Genomic DNA, 21,037 nt, shown 5'->3' on the forward strand with positions numbered 1-21,037 from the left:
GCCTGTTCGTCGTGCGGGGTTCGGTCAGCGGGTGAGTTCGCGCAGCACCGCGAGTTCGCGGTCCGTCGGCGGCTCGCCCCGGCCCAGGTCGTCGGCGACCCGGAGGTCCCAGCCGGTGCGCTCGCGCGCGGTCTCCGGGTCCACGCCCGGGTGCACCGAGGTCAGCACCAGTTCGCGGGTCAGCGGGTCGGGCCGCAGCACGCCCAGGTCCGTGATCACCAGGCCGGGGCCGGCGCCGGTCAGGCCCAGCGCCTCCCGCTGCCCCGGGCCGGACCCGAAGCCGAACGAGGTGACGAAGTCGACCCGCTCCACGAACGTCCGCCTGGTCTGCCGCACCACCACGACGACCTCGCGGCACGAGGCGGCGATCTCCGGCGCGCCGCCCGCGCCCGGCAGCCGCACGTCCGGGTCGCGGTAGTCGCCGATCACCGTGGTGTTGAGGTTGCCGAACCGGTCGAGCTGGGCCGCGCCCAGGAAGCCGACGTCGATCCGGCCGGGTTGCAGCCAGTAGTTGAAGACCTCGGGCACCCCGACCACGCTGACCGCCGTGTCGGCCAGCACACCGTCGCCGATCGACAGCGGCAGCCGGTCCGGTTTCGCCCCGATGGTGCCGGACTCGTAGACCAGCACCAGGTCCGGCGCGTGCGTGCGGCGGGCGAGGTTGGCCGCGGTGCTGGGCAGCCCGATCCCGACGAAGCACACCGCGCCGTCGCGCAGCGCGCGGGCCGCCGCAACGGTCATCATCTCGTCGGGGGTGTGCCGCCCGCTCACGCCACGCCCTCCAGCCACCGCGCGAACCGGTCCCGGTCGCGGCTGATCTCGTCCCACGCCACGTAGAAGTCGTTGTCGCGCACCGAGTAGCCGTGGGCGTAGGACGGGTGCGCGCCGCCCGGGACCTCGACCACGCAGTCCACCACCCAGGACGGCAGCACCACCGCGCCCGGTCGCGGGTCCAGCTCGTCCACGACCTCCTCGACGGTGACCAGCGAGCGGGTCGCGGCCAGCACCGCCTCCTTCTGCACGCCGGTGATGCCCCACAGCTGCACGTTGCCGTGCCGGTCGGCGCGCTGGGCGTGCACGACGGCCGCGTCCAGCCGCAGCGCGGCCACGGCGGTCAGCACCTCCCCGGTGAACGGGCAGGTCACGGTCGAGACGTTGGCGGTGTGCGCGGGCAGGTCGGTGCCGGTGTAGCCGCGCAGCACGGCGAACGGCAGGCCGGAGGCGGCGGCGACGTACCGGTTGGCCATGCCCGCGTGGCTGTGCTCCTCCAGCTCCAGCGGCCGGGGCCAGCCGTTGCCGACGGCGTCGCGGAAGCGGTGCAGCGAGCCGACACCCGGGTTGCCGCCCCACGAGAACACCAGCTTGCGCGCGCAGCCCGCGCCGATGAGCTGGTCGTAGAGCACGTCGGGCGTCATCCGGACCAGGGTCAGGTCGCGCCTGCGCTGCCGGATCACCTCGTGCCCCGCGGCGAACGGGATCAGGTGCGTGAACCCCTCGAAGGCCACGGTGTCCCCGTCGCGCACGACGTGCGCGACGGCGTCCGCGAGGGGTGCGATGACGGCCAACCCGACCTCCGGTTGTGCGCGGCCGGAACCGGCGACTTCGTGCGGCGAACGCTAGTGAGCCCGTTCGCCGGGGGTCAACGGGATCTTCCACTCACCGGAACCCCACCCGTCGAGTCCACTGTGGACGTCGGTGCGCCCGCGCGACGGCCGCGAGGACGGACCCGACCCACCCACTCTCCGGGGAGCGCCGTCAGGACGCGGCCTGCACCACCAGCAGGGTCAGGTCGTCGTGCTCGGCCGGCCCGAGCCAGTCGAACACGACCCGCCGCAGATGCTCGGCCACCGCGTCGGCCGACAGCCCGGCGCAGTCCGCCAGCGCCGCCTTCAGCCGCACGTCGCCGAACAGCTCCTGCCGGTCGCCGTGCTTGCGCGCCTCGGTCAGCCCGTCGCTGTAGAGCAGCAGCGTGTCCCCCGGCGCGAGGGTGACGGTCGTCTGCTGGAACCGCACCTCGGGCAGCACGCCCACGATCCCGCCGTGCACCGCCACCTCGTCCACGTGCCCGTCGGCACGCAGCACCAGCGGCGCGGGGTGCCCGCCGGCCGCCATGGCCAGCCGCAGCCCACCGGCCTGCACCTGCACCATCGTGCCGACGACCAGCGTGGTGAACAGCCGGCTGCCCGCGGCCCGCAGCGCCGCGTTGAGCAGGTGCAGCAGCGGCGCGGGCCGCTGCTCCACGACGAGCAGGGCGTGCAGGCTCTGCCGCACCCGGCCGCTGTGCGCCGCCGCCTCCAGCCCGTTGCCCGCCACGTCGCCGAGCACGAACGCCGCGCTGCCGTCCTCGCGCGGGTGCACGTCGTAGAAGTCGCCGCCGACCAGCTCCCGCCGGTGCGCCGGCTCGTAGACGCTCGCCAGGAGCGCGCCCGGCACCTCGGGCAGGGGCGCGGGCAGCAGGGTGGCGCGCAACGCCTCCACGGTCTGCCGCTGCTCGTCGTACCGGGCGCTCGCCTCGACCGCCGTCGCGGCCCGCGCGGCGTACCGCTTCAGCAGCTCGACGGGCCACGTGCCGCCGAAGCACACCAGCGCGCCGCCGTCGGTCAGCGGCACGGCCACGCCGACCCCGGACGCGCCCCACGGGCCCTCGCCCAGCTCGGTCAGCTCGGCGTGGCCCACCCGGCGCTCCAGCACGGCGGTGAGCCCGGTGGCGGTGCCGGCGACCTGGCGCGTGGTGCGGGCGACCGCCACGTCACCGCCGGGCGTGCGCCGCCACCACTCCAGCCGGCCGCGGGCCCCGGGCAGCACCACGACGGTGTGCTCGGCGGGGGCCAGCTCGACCACGGCCCGCACCACCCCCGCCCGATCGGTGGGCGCCGCCAGGGGTCGCGCCGCCTCGTCCAGGTAGTCGTCCACGCCCCGGTACCAGGCCACCCAGCCGCCGCCCAGGTCCTCGCGCCTGCCGGGGCCCGTGCCGCCGCCCGGCAGCGCGGAACCCGTCCTGGCCAGGGGGAACAGCGCGGACGCGAGCGGGTTGACCACCCGGACGACGCCCTCCGGGTCCAGCACGACGACGGCCTCGTGGAAGCCCTCGACCACGCGACGCCACGCGTCGAGGTCGAGGCCCGTGTCGGCGCCTTGCCGGTAGCCCTGGGCCATCACGGCTCCTGTGTGTCGGGTCGACCCAACCTATCGGACAAGTTGCCACCGACAGTGGCAGGCTTGGGGCGGTTCCGCTGACATCGGAGGCTCGTGTGACGACCGCCCAGGACGACACGGACGTGACCCTGGCCCGACTGCTGACCGCGATGCGGGAGATGAAGGACGGCAACTTCCGCCGTCGCCTCGTCGTGCCCCGCGAGGGGGCGGTGGCGGAACTGGCCGAGGTCTTCAACGAGATCGCGGAGCGCAACCAGTGGCTGGTGGGCGAGCTGGTGCGGGTGCGCCAGTCGGTCGGCCAGGAGGGCAGGCTGGGCGAGCGGCTCGCGCCGAGCACCGCCACGGGCGGCTGGGCCACCGCCGCGAACGCGGTGAACGGGCTGGTCGAGGACCTGACCCGGCCGACCGCCGAGCTGAGCCGCGTGCTCGCCGCGGTCGCCGAGGGCGACCTGTCGCAGGAGATCGTGGTGGACGCCCGCGGCGAGGTCGCCGCGCTGGTCGAGAGCTTCAACTCGATGACGGCGACGCTGCGGACGTTCGCGGGCGAGGTCACCCGGGTGGCGCGCGAGATCGGCACGGACGGCCGGCTGGGCGGCACGGCGGTCGTGCCGGGCGTGGCGGGCACGTGGAAGGACCTGACCGACTCGGTGAACTTCATGTCGGACAACCTGACCAAGCAGGTCCGCGACATCGCCCAGGTCGCGACCGCGGTGGCGCAGGGCGACCTGACCCAGAAGATCACCGTCACGGTGGCGGGCGAGATGCTGGAGCTGAAGGACACCGTCAACACGATGGTCGACCAGCTCTCCTCCTTCGCCGACGAGGTCACCCGCGTCGCCCGCGAGGTCGGCACCGACGGCCGGCTCGGCGGCCAGGCGCAGGTGCCGGGCGTCGGCGGCACCTGGCGCGACCTGACCGACAACGTGAACTTCATGGCGAACAACCTGACCTCGCAGGTCCGCAACATCGCCCAGGTCGCGACCGCCGTGGCGCAGGGCGACCTGTCGCAGAAGATCACCGTCGACGCCCGCGGCGAGATCCTCGAACTCAAGTCGACCATCAACACGATGGTCGACCAGCTCTCCTCCTTCGCCGACGAGGTCACCCGCGTCGCCCGCGAGGTCGGCACCGACGGGCGACTGGGCGGCCAGGCGCAGGTGCCGGGCGTCGCCGGCACCTGGCGCGACCTCACCGACTCGGTGAACTTCATGGCGGGCAACCTCACCAGCCAGGTCCGCAACATCGCCCAGGTCACGACGGCGGTCGCGCAGGGCGACCTGTCCCAGAAGATCGACGTCGACGCGCGCGGCGAGATCCTCCAGCTCAAGACCACGATCAACACGATGGTGGACCAGTTGTCGTCGTTCGCGGCCGAGGTCACCCGGGTGGCCCGCGAGGTCGGCAGCGACGGTCGGCTCGGCGGCCAGGCCCAGGTCCCGGGCGTCGCCGGCACCTGGCGCGACCTCACCGACTCGGTGAACTTCATGGCGGGCAACCTCACCAGCCAGGTCCGCAACATCGCCCAGGTCGCGACGGCGGTGGCGCGGGGCGACCTGTCGCAGAAGATCACGGTGAACGCGCGCGGCGAGATCCTGGAGCTGAAGGACACCATCAACACGATGGTCGACCAGCTCTCCTCCTTCGCCGACGAGGTCACCCGCGTCGCCCGCGAGGTCGGCACCGACGGCCGGCTCGGCGGCCAGGCCCAGGTCCCGGGCGTCGCCGGCACCTGGCGCGACCTCACCGACTCGGTGAACTTCATGGCCAACAACCTCACCGCGCAGGTGCGGTCGATCGCCCAGGTCACCACGGCGGTCGCGGGCGGCGACCTGTCCCAGAAGATCACCGTCGACGCCCGCGGCGAGATCCTCGAGCTCAAGTCGACCATCAACACGATGGTCGACCAGCTCTCCTCCTTCGCCGACGAGGTCACCCGCGTCGCCCGCGAGGTCGGCACCGACGGGCGACTGGGCGGCCAGGCCCGGGTGCCCGGCGTCGCGGGGACGTGGAAGGACCTCACCGACAACGTGAACGTCATGGCCGACAACCTGTCCACGCAGGTGCGGTCCATCGCCGCGGTGGCGACGGCGGTCGCGGGCGGCGACCTGTCCAAGAAGATCACCGTCGAGGCCAAGGGCGACGTCGCGGCGCTCGCCGACACGATCAACGGCATGGTGGACACGCTGCGCGCGTTCGCCGACGAGGTGACGCGGGTGTCCCGCGAGGTGGGCACGGAGGGCATCCTGGGCGGCCAGGCGCGCGTGCCGAACGTGGCGGGCACGTGGAAGGACCTCACCGAGAACGTCAACTTCATGGCGAACAACCTGACCTCGCAGGTCCGCAACATCGCCCAGGTGACGACCGCGGTGGCGCGCGGCGACCTGTCCAAGAAGATCGACGTCGACGCCCGCGGCGAGATCCTGGAGCTGAAGACGACGATCAACACGATGGTCGACCAGCTCTCCTCGTTCGCCCAGGAGGTCACGCGCGTGGCCCGCGAGGTCGGCACCGAGGGCAAGCTCGGCGGCCAGGCCGAGGTGGAGGGCGTCTCGGGCACCTGGAAGCGGCTCACCGAGAACGTCAACGAGCTGGCCGGGAACCTGACCCGGCAGGTGCGCGCGATCGCCGTGGTGGCGACGGCCGTGACGGCGGGCGACCTGACCCGGCAGATCACCGTCGAGGCGTCCGGCGAGGTCGCCGAGCTGAAGGACAACATCAACCGGATGATCGGCAACCTGCGCGCGTCCACCCGCGCGAACCAGGAGCAGGACTGGTTGAAGACCAACCTGGCCCGGCTGTCCGGCCAGATGCAGGGCCACCGCGACCTCAACGCGATGGCGTCGCTGGTGATCAGCGAGCTGACCCCGCTGGTGTCGGCGCAGCACGGCGCGTTCTTCCTGGCCGACCCCGAGTCGAGCGCGCTGGAGCTGACCGCGTCCTACGGCTACTCGCCGCGCGGCGGGCGGCCGACCCGGTTCCCGCGCGGCGAGTCGCTGATCGGGCAGGTCGCGGTGGAGAAGAAGACGGTGCTGGTCACCGACGTGCCGCCGGGCTACATCGAGATCGGCTCGGGGCTGGGCTCCGCGCCACCCGCGAACCTGGTGATCATCCCGATCGTGTTCCAGGGCGAGACGCTGGGCGTGATCGAGCTGGGGTCGTTCGGCGAGTTCACCGAGGTGCACCTGGACCTGCTGGACCAGTTGAAGGAGAACATCGGCGTCAACCTGAACACCATGCTCGCCAACGCCCGCACCGACAGCCTGCTGGTGGAGTCGCAGCGGCTGACCGAGGAGCTGCGGGCCGGTTCGGTCGAGCTGGAGGCGCGGGCGCGCCAGCTGTCGTCGGCGTCGAAGTACAAGTCGGAGTTCATGGCGAACATGTCGCACGAGCTGCGCACGCCGTTGAACAGCCTGCTGATCCTGGCGAAGCTGCTGGCGGACAACCTCGACGGCAACCTCAACCCCAAGCAGGTGGAGTTCGCCAAGACGATCCACTCCTCGGGCACCGACCTGCTCCAGCTCATCGACGACATCCTGGACCTGACCAAGGTCGAGGCGGGCCACATGCAGGTGCAGACGGACCCGGTGCGGGTGTCGGACGTCGTCGGGTACGTCGAGGCGATGACCACGCCGCTGGCCGCGGAGAAGGGCCTGGCGTTCGGGGTGGTGGTGGACCCGGACGTGCCGTCGACCCTGCACACCGACGAGCACCGGTTGCAGCAGATCCTGCGCAACCTCCTGTCGAACGCCGTGAAGTTCACCCACGACGGTGAGATCGAGCTGCGCATCCGGGTGGTCGAGGGCTCCGTCGCGTTCGACGTGCAGGACACCGGCATCGGCATCCCGTCCGACAAGCTGTCGGTGATCTTCGAGGCGTTCCAGCAGGCGGACGGCACGACCTCGCGCAAGTACGGCGGCACCGGGCTCGGCCTGTCGATCAGCCGGGAGCTGGCGACGCTGCTGGACGGCCGGCTGGACGTGCGGTCGGAGCCGGGCGTCGGCTCCACGTTCACCCTCTACCTGCCGCTGGGGCAGCAGGGCTTCGTGCCGCCGGTGTCGGTCGAGCCGGAGGCCGTGCCGGAGCTGCTCACGCCCGCCGACGTCGCGCCCCACCCCCTCCCGGCCCCCGCGGCGCTGCCGCCCGCGCCGATGCGCTTCCACGGCGAGAAGGTGCTGATCGTCGACGACGACCTGCGCAACGTGTTCGCGTTGACCAGCGTGCTGGAGCTGCACGGGTTGCAGGTGATCTACGCCGACAACGGCATCACCGGCGTGCGGGCGCTGGAGCAGTACGACGACGTGACGCTGGTGCTGATGGACATCATGATGCCGGAGCTGGACGGCAACGCGACGATCGCCGCGATCCGGGCCATGTCGCGCTACGCCGACCTGCCGGTGATCGCGGTGACGGCGAAGGCGATGAAGGGCGACCGGGAGAAGTCGCTCGCCTCGGGCGCGACCGATTACGTGACCAAGCCCGTGGACACCGAGCACCTGCTGCGGCTGATCGCGTTCTACCTGGGGGTCGAGCAGGACTGACGTTCTACTGCCAGTGGTCCTCCCCGCGCGAAAGATCACCCGTTCGCGAGGGGGGACCCGGGCGGGGTCACGTCGTGGCGGACTCCACGGTGTCGTGGATGTGCATGACCTCGGTCAGCTCCGTCAGCCGGAACAGCTTGTGCACGGCGGGCTGCATCGACGCCATCCGGAACTGCCCGCCCTCGCCGTCCAGCCTCCGGTGCCAGTCGAGCATCAGCGACAGGCCGGTGGTGTCCATGAACGGCACGCCGCTCAGGTCCACCACGACGTGCGCTCCCGGGCTCTCCTCGAGGCGGTCGGACAGCACGGGAACGGTGTCGGCGTCCAGTTCGCCCGACACCGCGACGACCGTCCAGCCGCCCCGCAGCTCACTGCGCACCTGCAACTCCATGGTGCCCGAGCCTAGTCACCGGACCCGCCGGATGCCGACACCCCGGTCCGGCGCACGGGTCACCCGGGTGCCGCCGGACGACGCCGGGGCACCGGTGGGCGCGACCGCCCGGTGGCCCGACCGGAGGATGTGCGACGATGCGGTGACGGCCGATCAACGGGGAGCGGATGTGCGCAACGAGCCAGCAGCGCCGGTGGCCGTGACGCTGCCCGCGTCAGCGGGCTCATCGGCGCAGGCGCGACAGGCGTTGAGCGACGTGGCGACGGCGTGGGGGCTGTCGGCCGACGTCGCCGACGACGCCGCCCTCGTGGTGACCGAGCTGGTGTCCAACGCCGTGGACCACGCCACCGGGCCGATCGGGCTGACGCTCGCGCGGACCGAGTCGGGCCTGCGGATCGAGGTGGCCGACCAGTCACCGGCACGACCGGAGCCGAGGCCGGTGCGCGTCGACTCGGCGCGCGGCCGGGGCCTGATCATCGTGGCCGCCCTGAGCCGCGCCTGGGGCACCGAACCGACCGCCGACGGCAAGGTCGTGTGGGCGGAGCTGGACATCTAGGGGCTTGGACATCTAGGGGCTCGGACACCCGGGGGCTTGACGCCCTGGGCCCGGTCGCGCCCTCGGGCCGGGACCCCGACCGGAGCCCTCCCGCCGACAGCGCAGACGGCGCCGGCGGCGCACCGCCTGTTAAGACGCGTGACGGGCCGCCCCCGGACCGGTGGTCGGGGGCGGCCTCGCCGTGGTCGGTGCTACTGCTGCTCGCGGAAGCGGTCCAGGCCCTCCTTGGCCTTGTCCGTCCCGGTCCGGATGTGCTCGGAGTGCTGTCCACCGGTCCGCTCGTCGACGAACTGGCCGGCCTTGTCGATGCCCTGGTCGGCCTTGTCGCCGTGCTGGCCGAGAGCGTCCTTGGCCTTGTCCTTCAGCTCGTCGAACTTGTCGCCAATGCCCATGTGCGCTCGAACCTCCTCCGGGTGTCCCTCGTGGACACTCCGCGTCCTGGGCTACCCGCGCCCCGGCGAGGTTGATGCGCCGGCACCGGCAAGTCACCCGGACGAGTTAGTCGCTCCACCGCGCCCCGGGGGCACCGTCTACTCGCGACGCGGACCACGGCGGCGGCACCAGCAGCTCCCGGCCCGCCTCCCCGGCGGGTGCCAGGCCCAGCATCGACAGCAGCTCGCGGCAGTCGTCGGCGTCCACGGCGTTGCCGGCCACGGTGCGGGCGGCCTGGTCGCGCCGGACGGCCTCGACCCGGTTCGCGGCGGCGCGCGCGTCGGCGAACCCCACCGCCGTCCCCGTCCGGCCTGCTTCGGTGTGCGTCATGGAAAATCATGCCTCCCCTACCGCAGGGCAACGCGGCCCGCGGGGGTGGATGGGTGTGAACGGGCGAGTCGGTGCGCCCGGTCCCGGTCAGCGGACAGCTCGGCCGCTCCAGGAGGACTCTACGGCACGTCGGCGCCCCGCGACCGGGTAGGTGAAACCCCAACCAACCGAACCCGAGCCTTGCCAACCTCCACCAACCCGCGCTTGACTGGCGCCGGTCCCATCGGGTCGACCGGAGGTGGACGTGGTCAACGTCGGAGTCGCCGTCGCCGGCGCGGTCCTCGCGCTGGTCGGGCTGGGCACGCCCGCCGCGGCCCGACCGGTGGCGGTCGCGCTGCCCGCGGTCGACATGGAAGCGGTGCTCAAGGCCGCCCAGATCGACCCGCGCAGGGCCGATTCGGCGATCACGCCGGGCAGCGGCGAGAGCGTCCGGCTGGTGGAACGGGCGCTCGCCGACCGGGGCCTGCTCGCCGCCACCTACGTCGACGGCCACTTCGGCACCCGCACGGTCGACGCCTACGCGGCCTACCAGCGCTCGCTCGGCTACACCGGCCTGGACGCCTCCGGCCTGCCCGGCCCGACGTCGTTGCGGCTGCTGGGCGAGACGACCTACGCGGTGACGCGCGTGGTGTCCGCGGGCAGCCGGGTGACCTACCGCAGCGCGTCGATGAACACCCGCACGAAGGCCATGCTGGTCGAGGCCGAACGGCTGCTCGGCCGGTCGCTGGGCATCACCCAGGGCTCGTACAACCCGGGTGGCGTGCCCGGTTCGGCGGGCACCCACGACGGCGGCGGCGCGCTGGACGTCTCGGTGTCGGGCATGACCGCGGCCACCCGCACGACCGTGGCGCGCGTCCTGCGGCAGGTCGGCTTCGCGGCCTGGGTGCGCACGCCCGCCCAGGGCTTCGACTACCACATCCACGCCATCGCGCTGGGCGACCCGGACCTGTCCACCGGGGCCCAGCACCAGGCGGGCGACTACTACCTCGGCTTCAACGGCCTGGCCGACCGGGGCGCGGACGACGGCCCGGTGGTGACGCCCAAGCTGACGTGGGAGGAGTACCAGCGCCTCTAGGATGGGGTGATGACCGCCCCGACGAGGTCGCGATGAGCAACGTGGAGGCCCAGCCGGCCGAGCTGGTCTGCGAGAGCGCGTCCGGACCGGCGGTGGTCGAGGTGCTCCAGCCGCGGGACGTCCCCCTGGGCGGGCCTCGGGCGATGACGGTGCGGCGGACGTTGCCCCAGCGGTCGCGGTCGATGGTCGGGGCGTGGTGCTTCGCCGACCACTACGGCCCCGACGACGTCTCGGTCACCGGCGGCATGGACGTCGCGCCGCACCCGCACACCGGGCTCCAGACGGCGAGCTGGCTGTTCAGCGGCGAGATCGAGCACCGCGACAGCCTGGGCGTGCACGCGCTGGTGCGGCCGGGCGAGCTGAACCTGATGACGGCAGGCCACGGGATCTGCCACTCCGAGGTGTCCACGCCCGGCACGACCGTGCTGCACGGCGTGCAGCTGTGGATCGCGCTGCCCGACGCCCACCGGGACGCGCCGCGCGACTTCCAGCACCACGTGCCCGAGGCGGTGGAGCTGCCCGGCGCGACGGTCCGGGTGTTCCTGGGCTCGGCGGCCGGCCGGACGTCCCCGGTCACCACGTTCACGCCGCTGCTGGGCGCGGAGGTGGTGCTCGAACCGGGCGCGCGGCTCGCGCTGGACGTGGACCCGTCGTTCGAGCACGGCGTGCTGGTCGACGTCGGCGAGGTGGAGCTGGCCGGCACGGCGCTCGCCCCCGGCGCGCTCGGCTACCTCGGCGCGGGCGCGACGTCGCTGGGCCTGGCCAACACCGGCGACACCCCGGCGCGCGCGGTCCTGCTGGGCGGCGAACCGCTGGGCGAGGACCTGGTCATGTGGTGGAACTTCGTCGGCCGCAGCCACGAGGAGATCGCCCGGTTCCGCGACCAGTGGCAGGCGGGGTCCGAGCGGTTCGGTCGGGTCGAGGGCTACCCCGGCGCACGCCTGCCCGCGCCGCCCCTGCCCGGCGGCCGACTGCGCCCGCGGGGCAACCCGCCCGCCTGACCCCGCCCTCCACCTCTCCGGTCCGGTCCCGCCCAGCGGTTCGCCCCCCGTTGAGGCCGATCGGACTACAGCCGGATCGGCCATCCCGACATTCCACGTCGGTGTGACGCAGAACACCACCTTCTCACCCATCGGACTTCCCCCGAATTCGCCGCAACGGCACGTTTGAAAGCCCGGGGGCCACCCTGCCGGAGCATCGCCCCGGAATCGCTCCCAGCTTCTCCGAGCGGCCCTCACACCCGCTTGCGGGCCGAGGTGAGCAACATTCGGGAAACTCGGTGTTTAACCGGGCGACAACCACCCGCCCGGGGCAATCCCCTGCACGATCCGTGAAGCTGAACTTATTTGTCCCCAATTCTTCGCCTTTCGCACCCTCGGACGTTCGGAGCAATTCAGGGCCAACTGATCGTCCGATGCGGCGACGAGGTGGGTGCGGAATGCGGTGCGGTTCTGCTTTCATTTGTGCATCGCCGATCCCGGCGAAATCGAGCAGGATTCCATTACCAAGGAGACCTCGTGTTGAAGCGTCTTGCCTCGGGTGTCGCGCTGGCCGCCATGACCGGCGCGATGGTGTTCGGTGGCTCCTCCGCCGCGCAGGCCACCACCGTTCCCGACGCGTCGTGCATCAACTCCGACCCGACGGGCCTGGTCAACGTCGTCGTGTGCACCATCAACACCACCGTGCAGTTCCCGATCGACCTGCACGACTCCGTCATCACGATCGGCGACGTGGCCAGCGGCAACACCGTCAAGGTGCTGAACGGCGCCGAGCTGGACGCGGTCGAGGTCACCATCAAGGACGTCATCGACGACGTGAACGTCGAGGACAACCTGGTCTTCAAGCAGGCCGTCGTGGACGCCCTGAACAACGCCGACATCATCGACGACATCGACGTCTCGAAGATCTTCGTCGACGTGCTCTGACACCTGGCGAGAGGTTTCACCCGGGTCGTTCCCGACGAGCCCGAACCGCACCCGAGTCACAAAACGAAAGGTGCCCGGCTCCGCGTGCCACCCCACACCGAGGGGTGGCACGCGGAGCCTTTCGGCGTGCCCGGACCAGCACCGGCGGGAACGGTCAGGCGCGCAGGGCGGCACGCGTGCCGCGGGCGATTTCCAGGTCTTCGCGGGCGGTGACGACGAGGGTGCGGACCCGCGCGCCCCGACCGGTGACGTCGGTGTCGCCGGCCACGTGCTCGTTGCGGTCCGGGTCGACTTCCACCCCGAGGAACGCCAACCGCTCGGCGGCACGGCGGCGCACCGAGGCCGAGTTCTCCCCGACGCCGCCGGTGAACGCCAGCGCGTCCAGCCCGCCCAGCGCGGCGGCCATCGCGGCGACGCCGGCGACCAACCGGTGGGTGTAGACGTCCAGCGCCAGCACGGCGTCCGGGTCGCCCTTCGCGGCCGCCGCGTCGATCTCGCGCAGGTCACCGGTGCCGGCGAGGGCGGTGAGCCCGGACTCCCGCTCCAGCGCGGTGGCGACCTCGTGCGGCGACAGCCGCTCGTGCTCCTCCAGCCACAGCACCAGGCCCGGGTCCACGGTGCCCGACCTGGTCGCCATCACCAGTCCCTCCAGCGGGGTGAAGCCCATGGTGGTGTCCACGGCCCGGCCGTCAGCGACCGCCGCCAGCGACGCGCCCGCGCCCAGGTGGCAGGTGACGACGAGCCGCGGGCCGGGCGAGACCAGCTCGGCGGCCCGCCGCGCGCAGTAGGCGTGGGACAGGCCGTGGAAGCCGTAGCGGCGGATCGCGTACCGGTCCCGCCACCGCTTGGGCACGGCGTAGGTGGCCGCGGCGGCGGGGATCGTGGTGTGGAAGGCGGTGTCGAAGCAGGCGACCGCCGGGACGTCGGGCAGCAGCCGCTGCACCGCGTCCAGCCCCGCCAGGGACTTCGGCTGGTGCAGCGGCGCGAGCGCCGTCAGGTCGGCCAGCGCCTGCCGCACCAGGTCGTCCAGCACCACCGGCTCGGTGAACCGCGTGCCGCCGTGCACGACGCGGTGCCCGACGGCGTCCGGGGTCGGCCAGTCGGCCAGCACGTCGCCGAGCCGCCCCGCGTCGGGTTCCACGTCGGCGGTGCGCTCGACCCGGTCGTCGGCGTCCAGCAGGCGCAGCTTCAGGCTGGACGAGCCCGCGTTGACCACGAGGACCCGCACGTCAGGCCCACGTCCACCCGGCGATCGCCGGGTCGTCCTCGCCGTGCTCGCGGGTGTACTGGCGCGCGGCGAGGCGCGCGTCCGCCATCCGCTGCCGCAACGACGCCGACGCGCCGCCCAGCGCGGGCACCCGGTCGATGACGTCCATGACGAGGTGGAACCGGTCGAGGTCGTTGAGCATCACCATGTCGAACGGGGTGGTGGTCGTGCCCTCCTCCTTGTAGCCGCGCACGTGCAGGTTGGCGTGGTTGGCGCGGCGGTAGGTGAGGCGGTGGATGAGCCACGGGTAGCCGTGGAACGCGAAGATCACCGGCTTGTCGACGGTGAACAGCGCGTCGAAGTCGCGGTCGGACAGGCCGTGCGGGTGCTCGGTGTCCGGTTGCAGGCGCATGAGGTCGACCACGTTGACCACGCGCACCTTCAGCTCCGGCAGGTGCTCGCGCAGCAGCTTGGCGGCGGCCAGCGTCTCCAGCGTCGGGATGTCCCCCGCGCACGCCAGCACCACGTCCGGCTCGCCCTCGGTGGTGCCCGCCCAGTCCCAGATGCCCAGGCCGCGGGTGCAGTGCGCGATCGCCTCCGGCATGTCCAGGTAGGTCAGCGCGGGCTGCTTGCCCGCCACGATGACGTTCACGTAGTGCCTGCTGCGCAGGCAGTGGTCGGCCACCGACAGCAGCGTGTTGGTGTCCGGCGGCAGGTACACGCGGACGATCTCGGCCTTCTTGTTCACCACGTGGTCGAGGAACCCCGGGTCCTGGTGGCTGAACCCGTTGTGGTCCTGCCGCCACACGTGCGACGACAGCAGGTAGTTCAGCGAGGCCAGCGGCGCGCGCCACGGGATCGCGCGCGTGGTCTTCAGCCACTTGGCGTGCTGGTTGAGCATCGAGTCGACGATGTGGATGAAGGCCTCGTAGCTGGTGAACATGCCGTGCCTGCCGGTGAGCAGGTAGCCCTCCAGCCAGCCCTGGCACAGGTGCTCCGAGAGCACCTCCAGCACCCGGCCGTCCGGGGCGAGGTGCTCGTCGCCCGGCACCGTCTCGGCCTGCCACTTGCGGCCCGTCACCTCGAACAACGCCGACAACCGGTTGGAGGCGACCTCGTCCGGGCCCAGGACGAGGAAGTTGTCGGGGTTGCGGCGCAGGACCTCCCGCAGGAACCCGCCGAGCACCTTGGTCGCCTCGCTGCTGCCCACGGCGGGCCGGTCCACGGCCACGGCGTGCTCGCGGAAGTCGGGCATGCGCAGGTCGCGCAGCAGCCGTCCGCCGTTCGTGTGCGGGTTGGCGCTCATCCGCCGGTCCCCGGTCGGCGGCAGCGCCCGCAGCTCCGGCACCAGGCGGCCGTCGGCGTCGAACAGCTCCTCGGGCCGGTAGCCGCGCAGCCACTCCTCCAGCCGGGCGCGGTGGTCCGCGTCGGTGCGGGTGGCGGCCAGCGGCACCTGGTGGGCGCGGAACGTGCCCTCGACCGGCAGGCCGTCGACCTCGCGCGGGCCGGTCCAGCCCTTCGGGGTGCGCAGCACGATCATCGGCCACGGCGGGCGGCCCTTGGCCGACTTCATCTCGGCGATGTCGTCCAGCACCCGGTCCAGGGTGGCCGCGAGCTGCTCGTGCACGGCCTTCGGCTCGTCGCCGACGACGAAGTGGGGCGTGTGGCCGTAGCCGCGCATCAACGAGGCCAGCTCGTCGTCCGGGATGCGCGCCAGGACCGTGGGGTTGGCGATCTTGTAGCCGTTGAGGTGCAGCACGGGCAGCACCACGCCGTCGCGGGTCGGGTCGAGGAATTTGTTGGAGTGCCAGCTCGCGGCCAGCGGCCCGGTCTCCGCCTCGCCGTCGCCCACCACGCACAGCGCGAGCAGGTCCGGGTTGTCGAACACCGCGCCGTAGGCGTGCACGAGGGCGTAGCCCAGCTCGCCGCCCTCGTGGATCGAGCCGGGCGTCTCCGGCGCGACGTGGCTCGGGATGCCGCCCGGGAAGGAGAACTGCCGGAACAACGCGCGCAGGCCGTCCTCGTCCTGCCCGATGCCCGAGTACACCTCGCTGTAGGTGCCCTCCAGGTAGGCGTTGGCGACCAGCCCCGGCCCGCCGTGACCCGGTCCGGTGACGAAGAGGGCGTTCAGGTCGCGCTCCTTGATCACCCGGTTGGTGTGCGCGTAGAGCAGGTTGAGGCCCGGTGTCGTGCCCCAGTGGCCGAGCAGCCGCGGTTTCACGTGCTCGGGCAGGAGGGGTTCGCGCAGCAGCGGGTTGTCGAGCAGGTAGATCTGCCCGACCGAGAGGTAGTTGGCCGCACGCCAGTAGGCGTCCAGCAGGTCGAGGTCGGCCGCGGTCCGCTCGGTCGTGGGCATGGCCCGACGCTAGCCGTGATCACCGGGTGCCGAAACTCGAACGGCGGCCACCCCGCGGGCTCGCCGATGGCGGTTGGGTGCCCCGCGGGTACACCTCTCGGCGGGGACTCCCCCGCCCACCACCGGCGGTGGTGTCCGGGCACCGACCGACCCGCCCCGCCGCGGACCACGACCGGGTGACACCGCGTTCCCGGATCGCGTGAACCGGCGCCGCGGCCCGTACCGGTGGGCGGTTCCGCCCGTGAGGAGGGCGGTACCTGCGCGTGCCGCCGGCACCCTCGTCGCCCCCCGGCACACCCGACGCGGAGCGGATCATCGCGATGAGCCGCTCCCACGCCCACCCGCACGGCGGTCCCGCGCCGGTGCGCCGTTAACCGCCCGAGCCGGCCGACCTGATCTGCGACCGCCGCATCGACCCCGGCGAGGTGTCCGACCTCGCGCTGCCGCCGGAGCGGGCCGCCGAGGGCTACCGCGCCGTGGACGGGCGGCGGGCCGTCAAGGCGCTGCTCACCGTCTGGCCCGCCACCGTCTGGCCCGCCACCGTCTGGCCCGCGCGTCCGGACGGGCGCGCCGCCGCGCCTCGGGCGAGGATGGGTGCCGGTCGCGTGGGAGGTGCCGATGTCCGAGGTCACCGACGTGCGGGCGGTCGGGCTGAGCGCCGCGGAGGTCGCGCGACGGGTCGAGGAGGGGCGGACCAACGCCGTCCGGTCCGGGACCAGCCGCGGCGTCGGGCAGATCGTCCGGGCGAACGTCGTCACGCCGTTCAACGGCCTGCTGACCGCGTTGTTCCTGGTCATCGCGGCCACCGGTCGCTGGCAGAACGGCCTGTTCGGGTTGGTGGTGCTGGCCAACACGGCGATCGGGGTGTTCCAGGAGGTGCGCGCCAAGCGCACCCTCGACCGGCTCGCCGTGCTCAACGCGCCCCGCGCCAGGGTGATCCGGGAGGGCGCGGCGTCCGAGGTCGACGTCGCCGACGTGGTGGCCGACGACCTGGTCGAGCTGCGCACCGGTGACCAGGTCGTGGCCGACGGGGCGCTCACCGCCGCCGACGGGCTGGAGGTGGACGAGTCGCTGCTGACCGGCGAGTCCGACCCGGTGCACAAGGCCGCGGGCGACGAGGTGCGGTCGGGGTCGATCGTGGTGGCGGGGTCGGGCCGGTTCCAGGCCACGGCGGTGGGCGCGCAGTCCTACGCGTCCCGGCTCACCGCCGAGGCCCGCCGGTTCACCGTGGTGCGGTCGGAGCTGGTCACCGGCACGAACCGGCTGCTGCGCTGGATTTCGCTGATGATGCTGGTGGTCGGCCCGCTGCTGCTGTGGAGCCAGTGGCGCAGCCCCGACACCCACGGCTGGCAGGACGCGATGACCGGCGCGGTGGCGGCGCTGGTCGGCATGGTGCCCGAGGGGCTCGTGCTGCTGACCAGCCTGGCGTTCATGGTGGCCGCGGTGGCGCTGGCCCGGAAGCAGACACTGGCGCAGGAGCTGCCCGCCGTGGAGGTGCTGGCCCGGGTCGACGTGGTGTGCCTCGACAAGACGGGCACGCTCACGCACGGCGACATCGTCTTCGACTCGCTCGTCGCCGCCGACGGTCCCGACGGTGCCGACGACGTCCGGCAGGCCCTCGCGCTGCTGGCGTCCGCGCCGGACGCCAACGCGACCGCCGCCGCGCTGGCCGAGGAGTTCACCTCCACCGGCTGGCGGCGCACGGGCGGCGTGCCGTTCTCGTCGAGCCGCAAGTGGTCCTCGGTGGACACCGACGGCCACGGCACGTGGGTGCTGGGCGCGCCCGAGATGGTGTTCCCCGACGGTGGTCCGCTGCCCGAGCGGGCCGCCGGCATCGCGGCGGACGGCAAGCGCGTGCTGGTCCTCGCCTCGGCCCCCGCCGCGGGTGACGGCACGTCGCTGCCGGCCGACCTGACCGGGCGCGCGCTGGTCGTGCTCGCCGAGCGCATCCGCGACGACGCGGCCGACACGTTGCGGTACTTCGCCGAGCAGGGCGTGACCCTGCGGGTGATCTCGGGCGACAACCCGCGCACGGTCGGCGCGGTCGCGGTGGCCGTCGGCGTGCCCGGCATCTCGTCGGCGGACGAGGCGGTGGACGCCCGCTCGCTGCCGGAGGACCCCGACGAGCTGGCCGAGGTGCTGGAGACCTCGGCGGTGTACGGGAGGGTGACGCCGCAGCAGAAGCGGGCCATCGTGGGGGCGCTGCAGCGGCGCGGGCACGTGGTCGCGATGACCGGCGACGGTGTCAACGACGCGATGGCGTTGAAGGACGCCGACATCGGCGTGGCGATGGGCAACGGGGCCGCCGCGACCAGGGCGGTGGCGCAGCTCGTGCTGCTGGACAGCCGGTTCGCGCACCTGCCCGACGTGGTGGCGGAGGGCAGGCGGGTGATCGCCAACATCGAGCGCGCGGCGAACCTGTTCCTGGTGAAGAACGTGTACTCGCTGGTGCTGGCGCTGGTCGTGCTGGTGAGCGGCCTGGCCTACCCGCTGGAGCCGATCCAGCTCACGATGATCTCGGCGTTGACGATCGGCATCCCGGGTTTCGTGCTGGCGCTGGGCCCGAACCGGCGGCGCTACGTGCCGGGTTTCCTGGGGCGCGTGCTGCGGTTCGCCGTGCCGACCGGCGTGGTGATCGGACTGGCCGCGTTCGGCGGCGACCTGCTGGGCCGCTCGCTGGACGGGGCGGGCGGCCGGGAGGGCGGGCAGACCGCGGCGGCGGTCGTGGTGCTGGTGGCGTCGCTGTGGACGTTGTCCCTGCTGGCCCGGCCGTTCACCGGGTGGAAGGTGGCGCTGCTGGCGGGTCTGGCGGCGGCGGCCGCCGTGGTGCTGGCCGTGCCGGTGCTGGGCGAGGGCGTGTTCCTGCTGGACGTGACGCCGCAACGGCTGCTGGTGGGCCTGGTGGTCGGCGCGGTGGCCGCGGGGCTGGTGGAGCTGGCCGCCCGGCTGGTGCGGGCGCACGAGGGTTGATCAGCCGAGCAACCGGTCGCGCACCGGCTTCGCCTCGCGGCTGCCGATGCCCTCGTAGATCGCCAACGACTGCTCCCACACGACCTTCGCGGCCGCCGTGTCCCCGGTCCGGTGCAGCAACCGCCCGAGGCAGTCCAGCGCCCGCGCCTCACCGGACAGGTTGCCGACCTCGCGGTGCAGGTCGACTGCCTGCCCGTACAGCTCGACCGCGGTGTCCAGGCGCTCCAGCTCCTGGTACGTCGCCGCCAGGCTGAGCAGGGCGAACCCCTCGCCGTGCCGATCGCCGATGTTCCTGCGCAGCTCCAGCGACCGGTGCAGGTGGTCGAGTGACTTGTCGAGCTGCCCCAGATCCCGGTAGACCGAACCGAGCCGGTTCAGCGTGATGGCCTCGCCCCGGTGGTCCCCCTTGCCGTGCCGGATCGCCAACGACCGGTGCAGGCAGTCGAGCGCCTCGTCGAAGCGCGCGAGGCTCCGGTAGACGGTCGCGAGGTTCGCCAACGCCCCCGCCTCGGCCCAGTGGTCACCGATCTCCCGGCTGACCGCCATCGCTTCTTCGTAGTGGTCGATCGCCCGGTCGTAGCCACCGGTGTCGCTGAACGCCACGCCGAGCCAGGTCAGGATGTAGGCCTCGGCGTGCCGGTCGCCGGTGTAGCGCGCGCTGGTCAGACCGATCCGGAACACGGCGAACCAGTCGGCCCAGTGCTTGCGCAGGTCGAAGAAGCTCCACAACGCGGACGGGAACCTGCCGGCGAGGTCGTGGTGCCCGGCCTCGGCCGCTGTCCGGGTGGCACCGACCAGGTTCACCCGCTCGACCTCGCACCACCGCATCGCGGCCGCGCGATCGGTGAACGCCGGCGGCTCGGCGCCCTCGACGGACAACGGCCTGCGCCGGTACAGCGGCAGCAGCACCCGGTCGGCCGCGTCGGCGGTGCGCAGGTACCAGGCGAGCACCCTGCGCACGGCCGCCGCGCGTTCTTCTGGCGGCTGCTCGTCCCTGGCGCGTTCCACGGCGTAGGCGCGCAGCAGGTCGTGCAGGCGGTAGCGGTCGCGGGCGATCTGCTCCACCAGGTGGGCCGTGACCAGGCCGTCGACCAAGCGGCGGGCGATCGCCTTCGGCGCGTCCACGAGCACGGCCACCGCGTCGAGCGACGCCTCGGACGTCGGGTGCAGGCCGAACGCGCGGAACGCGGCGGCGGTGTCCGGCGGCAGCGCCCGGTACGACCAGGACAGCACCGCGCGCACGGCCGCGCTGGGGTCGTCGCCGGAAGACAGGACGTCGAGGCGGTCCTGCTCGGCGGCGAGGTCCTCGGTGAGGTCCGCGAGCGTGGTGAACGGCGTGTCGGCGCAGTGCTCGGCGGCGATCCGCAGCGCGAGCGGCAGGCGCGCGCACTGCTCGGCGAGACGGGCGGCCGCCGTCAGGTCGGCGTCCACCCGGTCACCACCGGCGGCGGCACGCAGCAGGTCGATCGCCTCGTCGGGCGGGAGCACGTCCAGGCCGAGCCGGGCGACGCCGTCCCGCGAAACCAGCCCGGGCAGGCGGTTGCGGCTCGTGACGACCACGGTGACGGTGTCCGACGCGGCGAGCAGCGGGCGGACCTGGTCGGCGTCGGAGACGTTGTCCACCAGCACGAGCAGCCTGCGGCCGTCGGTCACCGACCGGTACAGCGCGGCCTTGGCCTCCGTGTCGACGGGCACGAGCCCGGGGTCGACGGCGAGCGCGTGCAGGAAGCCCTCCAGCACCTGCCCGACCGTGAGCGGGCCGCGTGGCGAGTAGCCGCGCATGTCCACGTGCAACTGCCCGTCGGGGAACCGGTCGCGACGGCGGTGCCCCCAGCGAACGGCCAGTGCCGTCTTGCCCACCCCCGCCGTGCCGGTGATCAGTACGGGCGCGCCGGCATGTTCGTCCAGCCAGGCCAGCTCGTCGTCCCGACCGGTGAACCGCGCGGTGTCGGGCGGAAGCTGCCGCGGTACGGGCCGTTGTCGTGGCAGGTGGTGCAGGTGGATGCCGCCGTGCACCGCGCCCGCCTGCAACGCCCACCCGCCGACCTCACCGGAGATGACGTTCGGGTGCTGCGCGTCCACCCGTCCATCCACCTCCACC

At 73.0% G+C, this 21,037-nt stretch carries 15 protein-coding genes; 6 read left to right on the forward strand and 9 right to left on the reverse strand.

Translation table 11 applies throughout. The features are described from left to right. Positions 1-24: 24 nt before the first annotated feature. The 3 genes from ACIGNX_RS17785 to ACIGNX_RS17795 form a co-directional block, all read right to left on the reverse strand. Positions 25-744: a CoA-transferase subunit beta gene (locus ACIGNX_RS17785; protein WP_396541922.1), complete on the reverse strand. Its 720-nt coding sequence runs from the start codon at positions 742-744 to the stop codon at positions 25-27. Between the two features lie 23 nt (positions 745-767). Then, complete coding sequence (locus ACIGNX_RS17790) at positions 768-1,565, reverse strand: CoA transferase subunit A (protein ID WP_396541264.1); 798 nt, start codon at positions 1,563-1,565, stop codon at positions 768-770. A 190-nt stretch (positions 1,566-1,755) separates the two neighbouring features. After that, positions 1,756-3,156, reverse strand: a complete 1,401-nt coding sequence (locus tag ACIGNX_RS17795; protein ID WP_396541266.1) for a PP2C family protein-serine/threonine phosphatase — start codon at positions 3,154-3,156, stop codon at positions 1,756-1,758. Positions 3,157-3,251: 95 nt separating this feature from the next. On the opposite strand from ACIGNX_RS17795, the gene ACIGNX_RS17800 reads away from it, so the two are divergent. After that, complete coding sequence (locus tag ACIGNX_RS17800; RefSeq protein ID WP_396541268.1) at positions 3,252-7,694, forward strand: HAMP domain-containing protein; 4,443 nt, start codon at positions 3,252-3,254, stop codon at positions 7,692-7,694. A gap of 67 nt (positions 7,695-7,761) precedes the next feature. Here the strand turns inward: ACIGNX_RS17800 and ACIGNX_RS17805 are convergent, their stop codons facing one another. Continuing rightward, positions 7,762-8,085, reverse strand: a complete 324-nt coding sequence (locus tag ACIGNX_RS17805; RefSeq protein WP_396541270.1) for an STAS domain-containing protein — start codon at positions 8,083-8,085, stop codon at positions 7,762-7,764. A gap of 169 nt (positions 8,086-8,254) precedes the next feature. Between ACIGNX_RS17805 and ACIGNX_RS17810 the strand changes: the two genes are divergently transcribed. Then, on the forward strand, positions 8,255-8,641 hold the full coding sequence (locus ACIGNX_RS17810) for an ATP-binding protein (RefSeq protein WP_396541272.1): 387 nt from the start codon (positions 8,255-8,257) through the stop codon (positions 8,639-8,641). A 191-nt stretch (positions 8,642-8,832) separates the two neighbouring features. Here ACIGNX_RS17810 and ACIGNX_RS17815 read toward each other — a convergent pair whose 3' ends face one another. Both ACIGNX_RS17815 and ACIGNX_RS17820 read right to left on the reverse strand, forming a co-directional pair. Continuing rightward, a complete protein-coding gene (locus tag ACIGNX_RS17815; RefSeq protein WP_396541274.1) occupies positions 8,833-9,033 on the reverse strand; it encodes an antitoxin in 201 nt (66 codons plus the stop codon). A gap of 106 nt (positions 9,034-9,139) precedes the next feature. Then, positions 9,140-9,403, reverse strand: a complete 264-nt coding sequence (locus ACIGNX_RS17820) for a hypothetical protein (protein ID WP_396541276.1) — start codon at positions 9,401-9,403, stop codon at positions 9,140-9,142. A 244-nt stretch (positions 9,404-9,647) separates the two neighbouring features. On the opposite strand from ACIGNX_RS17820, the gene ACIGNX_RS17825 reads away from it, so the two are divergent. The 3 genes from ACIGNX_RS17825 (at position 9,648) to ACIGNX_RS17835 (ending at position 12,403) form a co-directional block, all read left to right on the forward strand. Further along, entirely contained in the window at positions 9,648-10,478 is an 831-nt protein-coding gene (locus ACIGNX_RS17825) for a peptidoglycan-binding protein (RefSeq protein ID WP_396541278.1), read from the forward strand. A gap of 32 nt (positions 10,479-10,510) precedes the next feature. Beyond that, positions 10,511-11,479 (forward strand): pirin family protein, encoded by a 969-nt coding sequence (locus tag ACIGNX_RS17830; RefSeq protein WP_396541280.1) that lies wholly within the window; start codon positions 10,511-10,513, stop codon positions 11,477-11,479. A gap of 516 nt (positions 11,480-11,995) precedes the next feature. Continuing rightward, positions 11,996-12,403 carry a hypothetical protein gene (locus ACIGNX_RS17835; RefSeq protein WP_396541282.1) on the forward strand — a complete coding sequence of 136 codons (408 nt, stop codon included), beginning with the start codon at positions 11,996-11,998 and terminating at the stop codon, positions 12,401-12,403. A gap of 154 nt (positions 12,404-12,557) precedes the next feature. Here ACIGNX_RS17835 and ACIGNX_RS17840 read toward each other — a convergent pair whose 3' ends face one another. Both ACIGNX_RS17840 and ACIGNX_RS17845 read right to left on the reverse strand, forming a co-directional pair. Next, positions 12,558-13,631, reverse strand: a complete 1,074-nt coding sequence (locus tag ACIGNX_RS17840) for an acetate/propionate family kinase (RefSeq protein ID WP_396541284.1) — start codon at positions 13,629-13,631, stop codon at positions 12,558-12,560. Between the two features lies 1 nt (position 13,632). Then, positions 13,633-15,966 carry a phosphoketolase gene (locus ACIGNX_RS17845; protein WP_396541286.1) on the reverse strand — a complete coding sequence of 778 codons (2,334 nt, stop codon included), beginning with the start codon at positions 15,964-15,966 and terminating at the stop codon, positions 13,633-13,635. Between the two features lie 618 nt (positions 15,967-16,584). Here ACIGNX_RS17845 and ACIGNX_RS17850 point away from each other — a divergent pair. Then, the gene (locus ACIGNX_RS17850; protein WP_396541288.1) at positions 16,585-18,936 is read left to right on the forward strand and encodes an HAD-IC family P-type ATPase; all 2,352 of its coding nucleotides are present in this window, start codon (positions 16,585-16,587) and stop codon (positions 18,934-18,936) included. Here the strand turns inward: ACIGNX_RS17850 and ACIGNX_RS17855 are convergent, their stop codons facing one another. After that, positions 18,937-21,018, reverse strand: coding sequence for an ATP-binding protein (locus ACIGNX_RS17855; protein ID WP_396541290.1), 2,082 nt, complete (start codon positions 21,016-21,018; stop codon positions 18,937-18,939). Positions 21,019-21,037: the final 19 nt, after the last annotated feature.

This window comes from Actinosynnema sp. NPDC053489 (assembly GCF_044544865.1).
In the GTDB taxonomy this organism is placed as follows: Bacteria; Actinomycetota; Actinomycetes; order Mycobacteriales; family Pseudonocardiaceae; genus Actinosynnema.

Coding starts and splice junctions, on each gene's coding strand:
- ACIGNX_RS17785 (WP_396541922.1), bottom strand. CDS start 744: ATGATGACCGTTGCGGCGGCCCGCGCGCTGCGCGACGGCGCGGTGTGC.
- ACIGNX_RS17795 (WP_396541266.1), bottom strand. CDS start 3,156: ATGGCCCAGGGCTACCGGCAAGGCGCCGACACGGGCCTCGACCTCGAC.
- ACIGNX_RS17805 (WP_396541270.1), bottom strand. CDS start 8,085: ATGGAGTTGCAGGTGCGCAGTGAGCTGCGGGGCGGCTGGACGGTCGTC.
- ACIGNX_RS17815 (WP_396541274.1), bottom strand. CDS start 9,033: ATGGGCATTGGCGACAAGTTCGACGAGCTGAAGGACAAGGCCAAGGAC.
- ACIGNX_RS17820 (WP_396541276.1), bottom strand. CDS start 9,403: ATGACGCACACCGAAGCAGGCCGGACGGGGACGGCGGTGGGGTTCGCC.
- ACIGNX_RS17830 (WP_396541280.1), top strand. CDS start 10,511: ATGAGCAACGTGGAGGCCCAGCCGGCCGAGCTGGTCTGCGAGAGCGCG.
- ACIGNX_RS17845 (WP_396541286.1), bottom strand. CDS start 15,966: ATGCCCACGACCGAGCGGACCGCGGCCGACCTCGACCTGCTGGACGCC.
- ACIGNX_RS17850 (WP_396541288.1), top strand. CDS start 16,585: ATGTCCGAGGTCACCGACGTGCGGGCGGTCGGGCTGAGCGCCGCGGAG.